The sequence below is a fragment of the Acinetobacter sp. CS-2 genome (genome assembly GCF_016599715.1).
Taxonomy (GTDB): domain Bacteria; phylum Pseudomonadota; class Gammaproteobacteria; order Pseudomonadales; family Moraxellaceae; genus Acinetobacter.
Genome location: NZ_CP067019.1, coordinates 2,204,230 through 2,219,089, shown reverse-complemented (window position 1 = coordinate 2,219,089; position 14,860 = coordinate 2,204,230). Strand labels below are relative to the sequence as shown.

Genomic DNA, 14,860 nt, shown 5'->3' with positions numbered 1-14,860 from the left:
CGAGCCTGGCGCTTTTACATTTTGTACCTGTAAAACGTCGCAGCATCCCTCGACTAGCGAAGTATTGTACTTGGAAATTGATTTTGTTCCAATCTGAAATTGATTATTATCAACACAATTATATTTTTGAGCTTTTATTATGGCTTTAGAAATGCCTGAAGAATTAGCCCGTCTGGAAGCAAATGGCGGAATTTTTGCAGTATGGATGCTGCTGCAACATTTAGGTATTGATGCCGATATTCAGCAGCTGGTAGAGGTATGTAGATATGATTCAGAAAATGGCACGACGACCATCGGCTTAGCTGTCGGTCTGAAAAAGTTTGGTTTTCATGTGCAGTTTTATACCGATCCTGATCCTGATCTTCAGCAGAGTGAAAAGCTTAGTTACCAGGAAGCTGAGCAACTGAATTTACCTATTCTTCCTGCATTAAATTATCAGCAAATTCAACAAGCATTTGATCAAAATAAATTTGTGATTGCCTATTACGACACATTAGAAGGTGTGGGTAATCACTCCCTTGTTTATGATGTCAATGAAGATGAAATCTGTTTCTTTGACAGTTTTGATGCGATGCCTACGGCTATATTTGAACAACAACGAAATGCAGAAGGGATTTGCAGACAAGTGATTGTTGCTGATTATTAGAGTTTTTTATAAATTCAGTCATTAAATAAAGTTCAATTAGAAGAATTTAAATCCTTCGAATTTTGAAATTTCTGGAATAGAGGTTTTGGATTTCGGTGTGTATAAGGTACTTAGTGGACATAAAAAATTAGGGAATGAGTATGGATGATTTATATGACACTACATTAAAAGTAGATAGTTTTACTGAAGAAAATTGGAGTGAACTACTTTCAAGTACATTGCCAAATTCTGAAAAAATTCTACTTATAGATATTTTGATTAAATTTAATGAGTTAGAGTATGAGATTAAAAGGTTAGTAGCCTATGAAGGAATAAAAACATATAAAAATGAAATAAAAACGCTTCCACTAGCACAACTATTGTTAAATATTGAAATTATTAAATATTTTGATGATGACGTGGTTTTATTATTGCAGAAATTACATGTGAATTTATTTTTAAGAAATTTAATTGCACATTCTATCCCTAAAATAATTGAGGATAAATATATTCTATTTTTGTCTCATGATTTTATTGAAGCTAAAAAGATGAGAGTAGAAGCGAATAGAGATGGTTATAAGTATCGGGATCTCAGTAGAACGAAAGCGTTGATAAATAAGCCGTTTGAATTAGACTTAAGTAATTATAGTATAATGAGAGTAAGAGATTTAGAAAAGTATTTAGAACTTTTGGAATATATCAAACCCAAAATTGAAAAAATTGTCAGTAAAATATAATCAGGATTAAGTCAAAACTAAATTTTTTTCATCATTAAAGTCGAATATATGAAAAATAAAGCCCATCAAATGATGGGCTTTTTCATCTTTAATTTATTTTTCAGCTGCTTGTGCTTTTTCAGTCCAGTAATCCGCTTTTTCTTCATCTATTTCTATGCCTAAACCATTTTCATAGATAAAAGCCAAATCACGCATGGCTTGAACTTCGCCCCATTCAGCAGCCTGCTTGACTAAAGACACAGATTTGGCCACATCTTTTTCAATCACATCGCCACGACGGAAATAACCCGCCAATTCTAAAGTCGCAGCAGGGTGTTTCTGTATATTGGCTTTGCTCAGCCAGTAATAGCCGAGTTCAAAATGTGCTTTGGATTCTTCCGGGTCTTCTTCAGCCAAGTCTTTGGCATAAACGGTATAACCTTCACCCAGCCAGTACATCGCTTCGATATTGCCATTTTCTGCGGCTTTTAGTGCCCATTCTTCGGCAAGAACAATGTCATCATCATGCTCGCTTTGCATATACAGCTCAGCCAGTTCAAATTGTGCTTTTGCATTTCCTGTAATGGCTAAATTCATCAGTGAGGCAGGAGGAGAAATTCGGTTAGACATACCTATATCCAGAAACTTTTGCTATAGCCTAAAAGGAATGAAATAAAAAAGCCAATCCGAAGATTGGCTTTTACAGTATCGTGACTAAAAACATCAACTCATGTCAGTGCTTTTAACCGAGAGGGTGTTCACAAACACTCAGTGTTCTTGCTGAATACCGGCAACCAACCAGTCCTGATTAGAACCGGCAGGTTTTACAAAGTGCCAGATTTCAGTAAATGGCTGTGGCAAGCTGTTCAAATCTTCACTTACTGTACCTGTGAAACGTACGCTCACCACATATTGACCATTTTCAGTTGCAGAATCGACCACCATTGCATTCAGGTTAGAGAACTCGGCAACGTCCTGATCTTGATTCGCCATAATGTCATTATACATCGACTGATACAGATCAGGCGTTAAATAACGTTGAATTTCAGCAATGTTGCTTGCTGTATTCATAGACTGAATATGGTTAAAGCGCTGACGAGCAACACGCAAGAAAGCAGCAGGTTCAGTACCGTCTGGCAGCTGGTTGCCACTTTGTGTTGAAGCAGCACCAAAAGGCACTTGAGTTGCTGCAGAACCACCTACAGACTGACCAAAAATGTTGGTGCTGTCATTTGAAGTACGTGGTGCCGCAGTTTGCTGACCAAACGGTGCTGTATTACCCGCATTGTTTGGTGCATACGGATTATTAGCTGCTAATTTTTTTTTTGCTCCGAATTTACGGAACAAGAAGAAAGCGACTGCTGCTGCCAGAAGAATCCAGATCCAGCCTGGAATTCCGCCTTTTTCTTCCTCTTGCTGAGTCTGTGCATCACTTGCAGCTTTGTCATCTGCTAAAGCATTTGCAGCTACCGCACCAACTGCAGCACCTGCAACACCAGCAGCAACCATTTTACCTACACCTGAACCCGATTTTTGTTGGGCAGGGGCAACAGGTTGTTGAACAGGAGTAACTTGACGCGGTTGTTGGTAAGATTGGGTTGGAGCAGCAGAACGGCTCATGCCATGACTTTTACCGCCACCTGCACGTTTTGCTTCGGCCATTGGTGCAACCACCATAGCTGCCATTAAAATACCGGCCATCAAACCACGCTGTCGAACTTCCATCGATTTTTTCCTAAATAAAAAAGTAAATTAGAGCTTTATAGTTATGCAGTCATTTGCACCGAATTTCAATATCAAATTGGTGATTTTTTTACATAACCTTTCATGTGTTTAAGCTTAAGCCAACTCTTCACTCAAGTTCATCGCTTCAGTTAATGCTTCATGCAAACGTGCCACTGAAATGATCTGAACATTTGGAATCGGCTTTTGGGGAGCATTGCCACGCGGTAAAATAATGTATTTAAAACCATGCTTAATGGCTTCTTTTAAACGTTCCTGACCATTTGGCACCGGACGAATTTCACCAGACAGTCCGACTTCGCCAAATACTGCCAGTTGTTGTGGCAAGGCTTTGCCACGCAAGCTTGAAGCACAAGCCAGTAAAACAGCCAGGTCTGAACCAGTTTCGGTAATTTTGAGACCGCCAACAACATTGACATAGACATCCTGTCCAGAGGTTTGCACCCCGCCGTGACGGTGCATGACAGCCAGCAGCATGTTCAGGCGGTTTTGTTCCAGACCGAGTGCCACACGACGCGGTTGACCATGCGCATCATCCACCAAAGCTTGTACTTCGACCAACAGGGGACGGGTGCCTTCGCGGCTGATCATCACAATTGAACCGGGAATGGCTTCATCATAACGGCTTAAGAAAATAGCGGACGGATTGGAGACTTCACGTAAGCCTTTATCGGTCATGCCAAACACGCCCAGTTCATTGACTGCCCCGAAACGGTTTTTTACCGCGCGAATCATCCGGTAACGTGAGTCGGATTGTCCTTCAAAATACAGGACACAGTCGACCATGTGTTCCAGTACACGGGGTCCCGCCAATGCGCCTTCTTTGGTCACATGACCCACAATGAACAGCGCCGTGCCACTATTTTTAGCAAAACGGGTCAGTAAAGCTGCCGATTCACGAATTTGTGATACACCACCCGGTGCCGACTGCAAGGTTTCGGTATATAAGGTTTGAATCGAATCCAGAATGGCAACAGCAGGGCGTTCTTGCGCAAGTACCTCGCAGATTCGTTCCACGCAGGTTTCTGCCATGACTTTAAGATGCTCAGTCGGCAATTCCAGACGATGGGCACGCAAAGCGACTTGCGACAGCGATTCTTCACCAGTCACATAGAGTGCAGAACTCTGCGCAGCTGCCATATGGGTCGCCGTTTGTAAAAGAATCGTGGATTTACCAATTCCGGGATCACCGCCAATCAGAACCACTGAACCGGTGACTAGACCACCGCCCAGAACGCGGTCAAATTCACCTATCCCTGTAGCCAAGCGTGTTTCATGTGAAACAGAAACTTTATTCAGGGTGGTGATGGTTGCTGCCTGACCGGCATAGCCACCGCCCATTTTAGGCTGGGCACGGTGTGTTGTTGCGGGTGCAAGAGTGACTTCGAGCAGGCTGTTCCATTCACCACATTCTGAACATTGTCCCGCCCATTTCGGATGGTCAGTTCCACATTGTTCGCAACGGTAAACAGTTTTGACTTTGCTCATTTGAGTGGTATCTATATAAATCAGAAGATGGATGAAGAATGTAGCAATAGCTGTATGGAAATACAATTTCTTGCATGAATTCTCGCCAAACTTTATCTTGGCACGTAAACTGCTAACTTGAAGGGAAATACAGAAAAGGAATACAAAATGGACCGAAATTGCGTGAAAAAGCGACAAAAACACAGTCAAGCTTGAAAAATATTTAACAAACGCTCAAAAAACTTTATTTATTTTTTTTAATTTGAGCTACTTTTATCACACGAAATTGAGAGACGAAAATAACAATGTCAAATGAGAATCATAGTTCACCGAATGAAGGTGGTGAACTGCAGCGGAGTCTGTCGAATCGGCATTTGCAGCTTATTGCAATTGGCGGGGCCATTGGTACAGGTTTGTTCATGGGTTCGGGTAAAACCATCAGCCTGGCCGGACCATCCATTCTGATCATTTATATGATTATTGGTTTTATGGTTTTTTTGGTCATGCGTGCGCTTGGCGAACTGTTACTGTCTAACCTGAAATACAAGTCTTTTATTGATTTTTCAACCGATTTGATTGGTCCGTGGGCGGGCTATTTTGTCGGCTGGACCTATTGGCTGTGCTGGATCACCATTGGTATTGCTGACTTGTCGGCCATTATTTATTATCTGCAGTTCTTTAACGGGGGGCTGCCGTTTACGCCTGGTGAAGGGGTCATGATCAGTGTTGCCGCCATTGTATTTATTATGGGGCTGAATCTGGTTACCGTTAAATTGTTCGGTGAGTTAGAGTTCTGGTTTGCTTTAATCAAGATTATTGCCATTGTCGTATTGATTGCTGTGGGTCTGTGGATGATCTTTACCGGGTTTTCTTCTACCGCAGGTGAAGTCGCTTCCTTTACTCATCTCTGGTCACATGGCGGTTTATTTCCAACAGGCGTAACGGGTTTCTTGGCCGGTTTCCAGATTGCCATCTTTGCCTTCGTCGGTGTGGAACTGGTGGGTACCACAGCAGCTGAAACCAAAGATCCTGAACAGAACTTGCCTAAAGCAGTCAACTCGATCCCTATTCGTATTATCATTTTCTATGTGCTGGCACTGGTCATTGTCATGTCAGTTACGCCATGGAACAAGATTGATCCGAACATCAGTCCATTCGTCAACCTGTTTAGCCAGGCCGGTATTGCTGCTGCAGCGATTATCATGAATTTGGTGGTGTTATCTTCGGTGATGTCATCCATGAACAGTGGGGTGTTCTCGACCAGCCGTATGCTGTTTGGTCTGTCACGTGAAGAGCAGGGTCCTAAAGCCTTCGGTCATTTAAATAAACGTGCTGTGCCTGCCAATGCACTGTATTTCTCGGCAATCTGTTTGTTACTCGGTGCTGCACTTCAGTACTTTGTACCGAATACGGTTGAAGCGTTTACTCTTGCAACCACACTTTCAACCATCCTGTTTATCTGTGTCTGGCTGATGATTATCTGGAGCTATATCGTGTATTACAAAACACGTCCAGAACTGCATGCCAAATCAACCTTTAAACTTCCTGGTGGATTGTTTACCTGCTGGTTGGTAATCATCTTCTTTATTGGCATGATTTATGTGTTGTCTTTAGAAGCAGACACCATGAAAGCGCTGATGGTCAGCCCAATCTGGTTCATTATTTTGATTATTGGTTACTTTGGTTTCTACAAACCGAAACATAAATAATCAGGCTAGAAAATGAAAACGCCAGTTTGAAACTGGCGTTTTTTTTTATCTCACTATAATCTCTAGCGTTTAGGGCTTTGGTCATGTCCCATGATCAGGTTATACTTCTTCGAAAATATCAAATAGGTGGTCAGATGCGTCTTGTCATTTGCTGCATCAGTTTATTGGCGACAGGTTTTGCTTTAGTCGGTTGTGGTCAGTCTGGAGCTTTGCAGCTACCGAGTGATCCGAATTACAACAAACGTGCAAAATATTTGTTATATCCCAATGTAGATTCAAAACAGCAATCCTCAAATAAGCAAGAAGCCGCTCCAGTAGCACCAGAGCTTCCTGCTTCATCTGCTGCAACGAATTAATTTTTAATATCTAAACGCGTCATCGAAAGGATACATTCATGAGTTTTACCCGCATCAATGGGGTTTTGCATGCCGAGCAATGTTCTCTACAACAGCTTGCGCAGCAATTTGGCACGCCACTTTATGTTTATTCAAAAGCGACTTTTGAAAAGCATTATTTAGATATGGATCGTGCTTTTAGCTTTATCGATCATCAAATTTGTTTTGCGGTAAAGTCAAACTCTAACCTTGCGGTGTTGAATGTACTGGCCAAGCGTGGCGCGGGCTTTGATATTGTTACTGGTGGTGAACTGGCGCGTGTTCTTAAGGCGGGTGGTGATGCTTCTAAAATTGTATTCTCGGGTTTAGGTAAATCTGAAGCGGATATCCAAAAAGCGCTAGAAGTAGGCATTGCATGTTTTAATGTCGAGTCTTATGCTGAGCTGGACCGTATTCAAAAAGTGGCAGCAAGCTTAGGTAAAAAAGCCCCAATTTCCTTGCGTGTCAATCCGGATGTCGATGCCAAAACTCATCCCTACATTTCAACCGGTTTAAAAGAAAACAAATTCGGTATTCCTTCCGATACGGTATTTGAAACCTATCAATATGCTGCATCGTTGCCAAACCTGGATGTTGTGGGAATTGACTGTCATATCGGTTCACAATTGACTGAAACCCAGCCTTTTGTTGATGCGCTGGATCGTGTGATTGTGATGATTGAGAAACTTAAAGAATTAGGTATCAATCTAAAACACATTGATATCGGTGGCGGTTTGGGCGTGACCTATAAAGATGAAACGCCTCCATCTGTAGAAGAATATGCCAATGCATTACGTCCAGCTTTGGAAAAGCTGGGTCTAAAAGTGTATATGGAACCGGGTCGCAGTATTTCTGCCAATGCCGGTGTGTTACTGACTAAAGTCGATTTGCTCAAACCGACCAATCACCGTAACTTTGCCATTATTGATGCCGCGATGAACGACCTGATTCGTCCTGCTTTGTATGAAGCATGGATGGATATTCAGGAAGTGATTCCACGTACTGACGTTGAAGCGAAAGAGTGGGATGTCGTCGGGGCGATTTGTGAAACCGGTGATTTCCTGGGTAAAGAGCGTCAGCTGGCAATCAAAGAAAATGATGTACTGGCTGTGTTGGGTGCGGGTGCTTACGGTTTCGTGATGAGCTCGAACTATAACAGTCGCGGACGTGCTGCTGAAGTGATGGTGGATGGTGATCAGGCACATCTGATTCGTGAGCGCGAAAGCATTGAATCTTTGTGGGAACGTGAACGTTTATTGCCATAATGGAGATGTCTGAGATGTTTTTAGAATTTACCAAAATGCATGGTCTGGGCAATGACTTCATGGTGGTTGATCTGATCAGTCAGCGTGCCTACCTGGATACTGTCACCATTCAACGTTTGGCAGATCGCCACTTTGGCATCGGTTTTGACCAGTTGCTGATTGTTGAGCCGCCTGATTTACCCAATGTCGATTTTAAATATCGTATTTTCAATGCTGACGGTTCTGAAGTGGAGCAATGCGGAAACGGTGTGCGCTGTTTTGCACGTTTTGTGCATGAGCGTCAGCTCACCACCAAAACCAAAATTAAAGTGCAGACCAAAGCCGGTATTGTAGAGCCTGAGCTGGGTGCCAATGGCTGGGTTCGCGTCAATATGGGTTATCCTAAATTCTTGCCAAGTGAAATTCCGTTTTTGGCAGATGAACCGGAAAACTTGTATGACATTGAGCTGGCCGACAATGAAAAGTTGACTATTGATGTTGTGAATATGGGCAATCCACATGCAGTGACCATCGTTCCCGATGTGATTACCGCAGATGTCGCACGTATTGGACCACAAGTAGAATCACATGAGCGTTTCCCGCAACGTGTCAATGCCGGTTTTATGCAAATCATTGATGAAAAGCATGCCCGTTTACGTGTTTTTGAACGCGGTGTCGGTGAAACTCTTGCTTGTGGTACAGGTGCATGCGCCGCTGCGGTTTCAGGAATGCGCCGTGGTCTGTTGGCTAATAATGTTGAAATTGAATTGGCTGGTGGCAAGTTACAAATTGAATGGAAAGAAGGCGATGTGGTGTGGATGACTGGTCCAACAGCAAACGTCTATCAGGGTCGTATCGATTTGAGTTATTACCAATAGTAAACTCATGTTTTGATGAAAAAAGCACTGTCCCTATGATGGTGCTTTTTTATGCCTCTAAATGCGTTATGCTGTACGGATTATTGCTTTTAGCCTAGAGCTTAAATGACGCATTTGATTTTTCTTCCAGGAGCATCTGGAAGTACTGAATTTTGGCAGCCCCTGATTGAACTGCTGTCAGCAGATTATACAGTCCAAGTGATTGCCTATCCTGGGTTCGGTCAAGAACCAGCGCAGAAGGATGTATATGATTTTAATAGTCTGAGTGATTATGTGCTGGACCAGATTCAGCAAGATTCGGTACTGATTGCACAGTCGATGGGCGGAATTTTTGCCATACAGGCTGCATTGAAAAAATCTAATTTAATTAAAGCTATGGTACTGATTGCGACATCAGGCGGGATTGATTTAAGTCCATTTGAAGTCGAGGATTGGCGCACGGCCTATAAAAACCAGTTCCTGAATTACCCGGACTGGTTTTCTACTGTACAGTTGGATTATTCCTCTCAACTTTCAGCCATTCAGCAAAAAACATTACTGCTATGGGGAGATGCCGATCCCATCAGCCCTGTGGCTGTTGGGCAGTATTTACATCAGACATTAAAAGACTCATCGTTTCAGGTTATTCAGGGTGGAGATCATTTATTTGCTGCGCAGCACGCTACAGAGACAGCAGCGTGGGTCTCTGATTTTTTAAATTCACTGGAAAGCAGAGCAAGGGATAGTTAATGTCATTACAAACAAACACAACTGAACTGCTCGCAATGTGGCTCAAAGAACGTGAAATTCAAAATCAGTCCAGACATACCTTGCAGGCTTATGAACGTGACGTTTCCGATTTTTTAAACTTTTGTGAAGCTAAAAAACTGGATCTGGCCAATATCGAAACTACAGATCTGCGTGAATATTTGGCCCATAAAGTGGAACAGCAAGGCTTAAGTTCCAGCAGTTTACAGCGGATGCTCTCATCCATACGCCAATTTATGAAATGGGCCGAGCAGGGGCAGTATCTGGCGTTTAATCCGGCGGATGATTTTCAGTTAAAACGTATTCCCAGACCGCTTCCGGGCATGGTCGATATTGAAACCGTGAACCAGATTCTGGATCAGCCGGCACCTGAAACCGAAGCACAGCAACAAATGTGGCTACGGGATAAAGCCATTTTAGAACTATTGTATTCCAGTGGTTTACGTCTGGCTGAAGTGCAAGGTTTGCGGATTAAAGATATCGATTTTAACCGTCAGCTGTTACGTATTACCGGTAAAGGCAATAAAACCCGGGTGGTGCCTTTTGGCAGCAAGGCTCGAGATGCAGTAATGAAGTGGCTGCAAGTCTATCCATTATGGCACGGTGATTTTGTCCCGGATGCCCATGTGTTTATTACCCAAAAGGGCAATCCGCTGGGTGCGCGGCAAATTGAAAACCGGGTGAAACTGCAAGCCCTGCGTGCCGGGGTGAATGTTGATTTGCATCCACATTTGTTACGTCATTGCTTTGCCAGTCATATGCTATCCAACAGCCGGGATTTACGTGCGGTACAGGAAATGCTGGGACATAGCAATTTAACCACCACGCAAATATATACCCATGTTGATTTTGATCATTTGGCTCAGGTGTACGATCAGGCACATCCGCGAGCACAGGTTAAAAAACCGTAATAATGTTAAAATTTGAATCAATCTGGTCCGGACTTTGCTTAATTATTTTAGCAGCAGTCACCGGAGTTCATTAAAGTTAAATAAGCGTATGAAAAAATATCAGGGCATAAAGATGACATTTTGAACTATTGTCGGATAATAAAAAGTCAATTTATAAGGTATAAGAATCACCTCTAACCATACAGTGAATTGCATGAATCATGTATAGCAATGAAATTATGTATGCTTTCACTACTGGTCAGTTAAATATTGGAAAGGAAAATGATAGGCGGAACAATGATTGCAGATATTTTAGAGAAATATGACCAGTTAACGGCTGCGCAAAAAGAAATTTTTGCAGGTTATGGCCTTCGTCAAGTTAAACATTTTGTCGAAATAAGTTTGCCTAATATCGAACCGGTTTTACCTGCAGGTGCGCATGTCCAGGGCATCAATGCAGAAGGTAAGGTACAGGCCATTAATGATGTGACCCAACAGACCTATCTGTGGATTTCAGACCTGCAATGGCAGGAACGTCCCATTGCCACATCAAATGTAGATTTAAAAGAAGACTTTTTAGCAGTCTGGAACATATTTAATCTTCAGGCTTATGATTTAATTGATTTAAGCCACATCCATCGTGACTTTTTACAAAGTCAGCCTGTATAAGCAGCCTTTTAATTTGCAGACTTGATCAAGGGCTACCTGATTTCATGCGATATCATTGATGTAGCCCTAAAGTTTTATAAGGTTATCAAGCTCAAAGCTAAGTAAGTTCTTGTTGCTGCACTTCAATTTTCAATCTAAGCAATAACAGATTTATTTGCACGGCAATTTTTAACATACTGAAAAATTATGAACGTGCCTAAAGATTATCGAGCGGTAACTGGAAACTCTGTTTAATAATCTGACTGGGTAAATCCGTTTTTACACTGGTTATGCCGTTTTTCTTGGTGAGATGCACCGACTGAAATTTACGGTAACTTTCCAGATCGGGCACGACCACTTTCAGCATGGCATCGCATTCCCCTAAAATGATATAGCATTCCATCACTTGAGGAAGTTCTTTCATCGCTTCAATAAAGCAGTCAATCGTCTCGGCATCCTGACCTACCAGCCAGATGCGTGAAAACAAAATCAGCTGCAAGCCAACTTTTTGCGGGTCTACCACAGTGGTGTAATTTTGAATTACGCCTGCTTCTTCCAGTAATTTCACCCGACGCAGACACGATGATGGCGACAGTCCAATTTCGCAGGCCAGATCGTTATTTTGCATACGGCCATTATTCTGCAAGGCACGAATGATATTTTTATCAATACGATCCAGTTTTACTGAAACAAATTTGGAAGATAGTTTCATAAATTAGAATATAATTCGAAAGATAATCATAATTATAGAATATTTGAAATCCTATTTTGTACTATTTATCCGATACTGATTTTCACTTTCAAGACATGGAAAGGGAAAAGAAAATGTCTGTATTGGTACTGTTTGCCTTAACGGTTATTCCACTTATTTTCACCCCTGGACCAGATATGCTGTTTATCCTGTCTCAAGTGATGGGGAAAGATGCAAAAGCAGGCATGCAGGCAACTGTAGGGATTTGCTTGGGCTATTTGGTCCATTCTGTTTTGATGGCTTTGGGCATTGCAGCCCTTATAGTCTCGTTCCCGGTGTTATTTGAAAGTATTCGCTGGCTCGGGATCGCTTATCTATTGTTTCTGTCTGCGAGTTTGATTAAGTCGGTATTCAGTGACAATAAATTCATCATCGAGAGAAAATCATCATCCAATCCCATTAAAAAAGGTTTCTTTACTGCGCTATTGAACCCCAAAGGTATGCTGATCTATTTTGCAATTTTACCGCAATTTATTGATAAAGCCGGGAACATGGTGAATCAGGGTTTAATCCTGTCCTTGATCTTTATTGGACTCATCTTTGTGGTGTATGGCAGTTTGAGTGTGATTTTTGCCAAAGTGACCCAAAAAACCCATATTGATGAGCGTAAACAGAAATGGATTGATGGCGCTTCAGGCGGCTTGTTAATGCTGGCGGCAACCTGGCTGATCATGAACTGATAAATGTCAAGCAAGTATGCTGTTATGGCATGCTTGCCTGTATGGAAGGGTATTTAGCCGTAATAAAGTAATTTGTTACATCTTTAACTTGAAAAAGAGGTCGATTTTAGGGCAAACAGACTGAAAAATTTAGCGGAATCTGTCTTAAATGACAATTCATTACTTTGGTTGTTCTGTCAGCAATGTGTGCCAGACCTGTCAGAAACTGATCGAAAAGAAGTATTAAATCAGAACTTTTGATGAAGTTAATCAAATAAAAAAATAATAAAAATCAATGGTTAAAAAATAAATAAATATTCAGGAATTTCATCTTAATAAAAGTGTGTGAAAAAAATATGAACGCCAAGTTCAAGGAAAATGATGCTTTTTTACAGCTGTTTCGATAATTGTGACTTGACCCAAATGCCGTACACATTGCAAGATAGGGCACCTAAAAAAATTTAAGTGAAGAGTTATTATAACTTTTCTCAATATTTACATTTGCTAAAACAGCCGAGGATTACATGAAGGCTCTTGTTGCTGTAAAACGTGTGGTTGATGCCAACGTTAAAGTTCGCGTTAAACCGGACAACAGTGGTGTTGACTTAACAAACGTTAAAATGTCAATTAACCCATTCTGTGAAATCGCAGTGGAAGAAGCGGTTCGTTTAAAAGAAAAAGGAACTGTTTCAGAAATCGTTGTTGTTGCTATCGGTCCTAAAGAAGCGCAAGAACAAATCCGTTCTTCAATGGCACTTGGTGCTGACCGCGGTATCCTGGTTGAAGCTGATGACAGCCAGCTCGGTGCTTTGGAAGTGGCTAAAATCCTGAAAGGTGTTGTTGACGCTGAACAACCACAATTAATCCTTCTTGGTAAACAGGCCATTGATGACGACTCTAACCAGGTTGGTCAGATGCTTGGTGCTCTACTTGGCGCAGGTCAAGGTACATTCGCTTCTGAAGTGAAAGTTGAAGGCGACAAAGTACAAGTCACTCGTGAAATCGACGGTGGCCTACAAACTGTTGAACTTGCACTTCCAGCAATTATCACCACTGACTTACGTTTGAACGAGCCACGTTATGCAGCTCTGCCAAACATCATGAAAGCGCGTAAAAAACCGCTTGATATCAAGTCTCCTGCAGATTTCGGTGTAACTGCGACAACTAAACTGAAAACACTGAAAGTTGAAGCTCCTGCTGAACGTAAAGCGGGCGTACAAGTGAAGTCTGTAGACGAGCTTCTAGAAAAATTGAAAAATGAAGCGAAAGTGATCTAATACGGAAGGATAAAAATCATGAGTATTTTAGTTATCGCTGAGCACGACAACAAAGCATTAAACGCTGCTACTTTAAACGTTGTTGCTGCGGCGCAAAAAATCGGTGGTGATATCACTGTATTGGTAGCTGGTTCTGGCGCGCAAGCTGTTGCTGACCAGGCAGCTAAAGTTGCAGGTGTAAGCAAAGTATTACTTGCTGATGACGCTGCTTATGCAAACCAGCTGGCTGAAAATGTGGCTAAACTTGTTGCTGAATTGGGCAAAGGCTATACCCATATCCTTGCTGCTTCTACCACAACGGCTAAAAACATTCTGCCACGTGCAGCTGCGCTTCTTGATGTGAGTATGATCACTGACCTTATCGCTGTTGAAGGTCCTAAAACTTTCAAACGTCCAATCTATGCCGGTAACGCAATTGCAACCGTAGAGTCTGGTGAGTCTGTTGTTGTTGCTACCGTTCGTGGTACAGCATTTGATGCTGTAGCAAGCGATGGTGGTGCGGCTAGTGTTGAAGCTGCTGTGTCTACTGGTGATGCGGGTCTTTCTAAATTCATCTCAGAAGAAATTGTGAAATCTGAACGTCCAGAATTAACCGCTGCACGCATCGTGGTTTCTGGTGGTCGTGGTGTGGGTTCAGGTGAAAACTATCACAAAATCCTGGATCCATTAGCGGATAAACTTGGCGCTGCTCAAGGTGCTTCACGTGCTGCAGTAGATGCTGGCTTCGTTCCTAACGACATGCAGGTTGGTCAAACGGGTAAAATCGTTGCGCCTGAGTTATACATCGCTGTTGGTATTTCTGGTGCAATCCAGCACTTGGCGGGTATGAAAGAGTCTAAAGTGATCGTTGCGATCAACAAGGATGAAGAAGCGCCAATTAACGCAGTAGCTGACTACTGGTTAGTGGGTGACTTGAACACTGTAGTTCCGGAATTGGTTTCTAAAATCTAATTCAGCACTACATGCTTCAAAAAACGCTCCGCAAGGAGCGTTTTTTTATGCCGAGATGTTCGTAGCTCATCTATTTCTAGGGGGGATGTGGCTATTCTGACTCAATAGATAGCATTGCAGGGGCAGCAAACGAATGTACATCTTTTATGGTGGTACAAGGTGATACAGGTTTAATGCATTT

General features: G+C 42.2%; 16 protein-coding genes. 12 read left to right on the top strand and 4 right to left on the bottom strand.

All coding sequences use genetic code 11. The features are described from left to right. Positions 1-139: 139 nt before the first annotated feature. A complete protein-coding gene (locus tag JFY49_RS10940) occupies positions 140-646 on the top strand; it encodes a cysteine peptidase family C39 domain-containing protein (protein WP_200222862.1) in 507 nt (168 codons plus the stop codon). A gap of 140 nt (positions 647-786) precedes the next feature. Then, positions 787-1,362, top strand: a complete 576-nt coding sequence (locus tag JFY49_RS10935) for a hypothetical protein (RefSeq protein ID WP_200222861.1) — start codon at positions 787-789, stop codon at positions 1,360-1,362. 93 nt (positions 1,363-1,455) lie between these two features. Here JFY49_RS10935 and JFY49_RS10930 read toward each other — a convergent pair whose 3' ends face one another. The 3 genes from JFY49_RS10930 to radA all read right to left on the bottom strand — a co-directional run bounded on the left by JFY49_RS10930 (position 1,456) and on the right by radA (position 4,572). Next, complete coding sequence (locus tag JFY49_RS10930; RefSeq protein ID WP_200222860.1) at positions 1,456-1,971, bottom strand: tetratricopeptide repeat protein; 516 nt, start codon at positions 1,969-1,971, stop codon at positions 1,456-1,458. Between the two features lie 138 nt (positions 1,972-2,109). Beyond that, entirely contained in the window at positions 2,110-3,066 is a 957-nt protein-coding gene (locus JFY49_RS10925; RefSeq protein ID WP_200222858.1) for a Tim44 domain-containing protein, read from the bottom strand. A 114-nt stretch (positions 3,067-3,180) separates the two neighbouring features. Continuing rightward, complete coding sequence (gene radA / locus JFY49_RS10920) at positions 3,181-4,572, bottom strand: DNA repair protein RadA (RefSeq protein WP_086196223.1); 1,392 nt, start codon at positions 4,570-4,572, stop codon at positions 3,181-3,183. 284 nt (positions 4,573-4,856) lie between these two features. On the opposite strand from radA, the gene JFY49_RS10915 reads away from it, so the two are divergent. From JFY49_RS10915 to JFY49_RS10885, 7 genes are all read left to right on the top strand, one after another. After that, positions 4,857-6,260, top strand: a complete 1,404-nt coding sequence (locus tag JFY49_RS10915; protein ID WP_200222857.1) for an amino acid permease — start codon at positions 4,857-4,859, stop codon at positions 6,258-6,260. A gap of 134 nt (positions 6,261-6,394) precedes the next feature. Beyond that, a complete protein-coding gene (lptM, locus tag JFY49_RS10910) occupies positions 6,395-6,616 on the top strand; it encodes an LPS translocon maturation chaperone LptM (protein ID WP_180043191.1) in 222 nt (73 codons plus the stop codon). Between the two features lie 38 nt (positions 6,617-6,654). Then, positions 6,655-7,899: a diaminopimelate decarboxylase gene (lysA, locus tag JFY49_RS10905; RefSeq protein ID WP_180043192.1), complete on the top strand. Its 1,245-nt coding sequence runs from the start codon at positions 6,655-6,657 to the stop codon at positions 7,897-7,899. 14 nt (positions 7,900-7,913) lie between these two features. Then, positions 7,914-8,756 (top strand): diaminopimelate epimerase, encoded by an 843-nt coding sequence (gene dapF / locus JFY49_RS10900; protein WP_180043193.1) that lies wholly within the window; start codon positions 7,914-7,916, stop codon positions 8,754-8,756. Positions 8,757-8,861: 105 nt separating this feature from the next. Further along, the gene (locus JFY49_RS10895; protein ID WP_180043194.1) at positions 8,862-9,485 is read left to right on the top strand and encodes an alpha/beta fold hydrolase; all 624 of its coding nucleotides are present in this window, start codon (positions 8,862-8,864) and stop codon (positions 9,483-9,485) included. A gap of 35 nt (positions 9,486-9,520) precedes the next feature. After that, complete coding sequence (xerA, locus tag JFY49_RS10890) at positions 9,521-10,414, top strand: site-specific tyrosine recombinase/integron integrase (protein WP_180043199.1); 894 nt, start codon at positions 9,521-9,523, stop codon at positions 10,412-10,414. Positions 10,415-10,690: 276 nt separating this feature from the next. Further along, a complete protein-coding gene (locus JFY49_RS10885) occupies positions 10,691-11,062 on the top strand; it encodes a hypothetical protein (RefSeq protein WP_166167842.1) in 372 nt (123 codons plus the stop codon). Between the two features lie 196 nt (positions 11,063-11,258). Here the strand turns inward: JFY49_RS10885 and JFY49_RS10880 are convergent, their stop codons facing one another. Beyond that, the gene (locus tag JFY49_RS10880; RefSeq protein WP_180042167.1) at positions 11,259-11,753 is read right to left on the bottom strand and encodes an Lrp/AsnC family transcriptional regulator; all 495 of its coding nucleotides are present in this window, start codon (positions 11,751-11,753) and stop codon (positions 11,259-11,261) included. A 113-nt stretch (positions 11,754-11,866) separates the two neighbouring features. Between JFY49_RS10880 and JFY49_RS10875 the strand changes: the two genes are divergently transcribed. The 3 genes from JFY49_RS10875 (at position 11,867) to JFY49_RS10865 (ending at position 14,679) form a co-directional block, all read left to right on the top strand. After that, complete coding sequence (locus JFY49_RS10875; protein ID WP_180042169.1) at positions 11,867-12,472, top strand: LysE family translocator; 606 nt, start codon at positions 11,867-11,869, stop codon at positions 12,470-12,472. A 503-nt stretch (positions 12,473-12,975) separates the two neighbouring features. Next, positions 12,976-13,728, top strand: a complete 753-nt coding sequence (locus JFY49_RS10870; protein ID WP_200222855.1) for an electron transfer flavoprotein subunit beta/FixA family protein — start codon at positions 12,976-12,978, stop codon at positions 13,726-13,728. Positions 13,729-13,746: 18 nt separating this feature from the next. Next, positions 13,747-14,679 carry an FAD-binding protein gene (locus tag JFY49_RS10865; protein ID WP_200222853.1) on the top strand — a complete coding sequence of 311 codons (933 nt, stop codon included), beginning with the start codon at positions 13,747-13,749 and terminating at the stop codon, positions 14,677-14,679. The last annotated feature ends 181 nt before the right edge of the window (positions 14,680-14,860 follow it).